This is a genomic window from Deltaproteobacteria bacterium, from assembly GCA_029860075.1.
Classification (GTDB): Bacteria; Desulfobacterota; JADFVX01; order JADFVX01; family JADFVX01; genus JAOUBX01.
The window spans coordinates 1-2,214 of sequence record JAOUBX010000169.1 but is presented as its reverse complement, the minus strand read 5'-3'; the positions used below and the strand labels follow the sequence as shown (position 1 = coordinate 2,214).

2 protein-coding genes are annotated in these 2,214 nt (G+C 37.1%); both read right to left on the bottom strand.

The window, feature by feature from the left end; all coding sequences use genetic code 11:
• Window positions 1-423 (bottom strand): hypothetical protein (locus OEV42_21590; protein MDH3976863.1); only part of this gene is annotated, 423 nt, incomplete at its 3' end.
• 16 nt (window positions 424-439) lie between these two features.
• Window positions 440-2,214: hypothetical protein (locus tag OEV42_21585; GenBank protein ID MDH3976862.1), on the bottom strand; the 1,775-nt coding region annotated here is incomplete at its 5' end.

Here is a 2,214-nt window from a genome sequence, read left to right as displayed (position 1 = left end):
AGTTCCATCCGGACTCAAGCTGTAAGTATCCGAACTCGTTGACAAAACCACGCCATCAATGGTTTTCAGCAACATTCCTTTTTTATCATACAATAATAAACTTCGATGGTCTTTCCCAGGCTCACCATCTAAATTTATTTCTGCTACTACAAGCAATGATTTTCTTACCTTCAATGATAAAATTCTATCTTTTGTTTCTACTATTAAGTGGGCTTTTTCATCTTCCAAAGAAAGACGATAAACCTTATTTCTAAAAGTAGTCTTTCTAATATTATCTTTATAAAGGAGAATACGAGCCATATCACCACCACCTATATAAATATTCCCTCTTTCTTCATCAAAGATCGTTGTTATAGCTTCAGAATATTCAACTCTTCCAACTAAAATAATAGCGAAAATTAATATTAAAACATTTTTATTCATTATTTTTCTCCTATGATCACGGTTGTGGGATCAGTTCAACCAGCACTGAATCATAAAGTTTACCACCCGGCTTATCCCATACCTTAATTGTTACAACCTTATTTTCACTTATAACTGCCGGTGCAGTATAATCAAACTCAAGCGTTCCATCTGAAACAACCCTGCAATACCTGACGACTTTCCAATAACAATTATCATTATTACCAAGACTTCCTATACTATTTTCAGAAGAGGTTGCTGTAACATGAAACTTTGTACCTTTTAGGAAAGGCCAATTTTTATCGTCCAGAAGTACATTAGTTTTTATTTTTGTATTTACTTTTATATTCTCATCTCCACTTACTGTTACCTGCACTGGATTAGTGCTAAAATCTAGTGTCGGATTAGGTTCCTCTGGTATTGATAAATCAAAGTTTATAGGCTCGTAGGTCGAAGGGAACACAACATGAAAATGGTCATCATGACCATCTGCCTCTATAACAGTCGCACTTACGGTTTGTCCCTCTGAGTTTAAAAAATCAACCTTTCCTGGCCCTATATTTGTTCGTTCATCAGCATCAACATAAAATACAATAGCACCGGCTTCTACAAAATACCCCATCAGTTCCCTCGTTAAAGCTGCATCATACCATGCACTATTATTTTCATCAAAATCAAATCTCCTCTCCCCAATATCATCTCTCAAAACATACCGGACATCCAGGTCTCTGCCATTTTTATGTGTATTATGGTCAGTTGTAATAATATTACCATTTGCAAAGTAGGTCTGCCTCCCAATTGGTACTGATCTTAGGGAAAAGAATTCTCCTCCACCTGCTTTGCTGAAATCTAGTACTCCAAACCTTTTACCACCTGTAACAAGCACCCCATTTTCTTTTGTAGCATCTGTATCAAGGCAAGACTTGTTATCATGAGTGAAATCTGTTCCGTTAGAACAGTATTCCTTTTTACGCAGAGGCGCAAGATCCGGGTGTGCAGCTTCCCACAATCGGCCAACTTTCTCAACAGCACTTATAGTTGCAAGTGTAGCATAATTATCTATATCACCAAACGGGTCTCCACCCTTTGAGTAATAATATCCTTTTCCATTATTTGGAATTCTAAATCCATCAATTCTATTGTCTGTAGAATATTCACCGTTATCAACCAATGAATTTTGCATCAGTATTTCACCTATGTAGTGCACCCCCCTATTTGTTGCGTTAATTTCTGTTGACATTAGAACACCAGTCTCAGAGTCCAATGGATCAAAAAGGAGAGCTTCATCAATTTCGGTATACTCTACACCTGTGTATGTATTTTCGTTTCCTACTAATTCTTTTACGTCATGACTAGTGACAAGCCCTTGCAAATTTATTAGCTTGCCAACAACTCTTTTACTATTCTCCACCTCAATATAATTACTAATCCCATCACCGTCCCAGTCATCATTCTGATAGAGTTCCAAAATACCTATATCATCATCTGCTGTCGGGTGATTATTGATTTTTGATGATATTCCTACAAGTAATTCTTTATCTATTATTTTACCCTCCTCCATACCAATTGCCTGATCAACATGATAATTAGTAAAGCCCGTCCCGGTAACATAGTACTCCTTATATAATCTTGCCGTTGTACTGCCATGACCTGCTTTATGAAGCTGATGCGATACGTTTGTATCCACAAGTGTCCTGTCAAAAGTCTCAGCCGTTCCATTAATAATAGCCTTTATCGCCCGCATGGTTCCATTACCGTAACATCCGTCAACAGTCAAAGTATTTCTTAAATTTGCTTCAGCCACAGGAATTT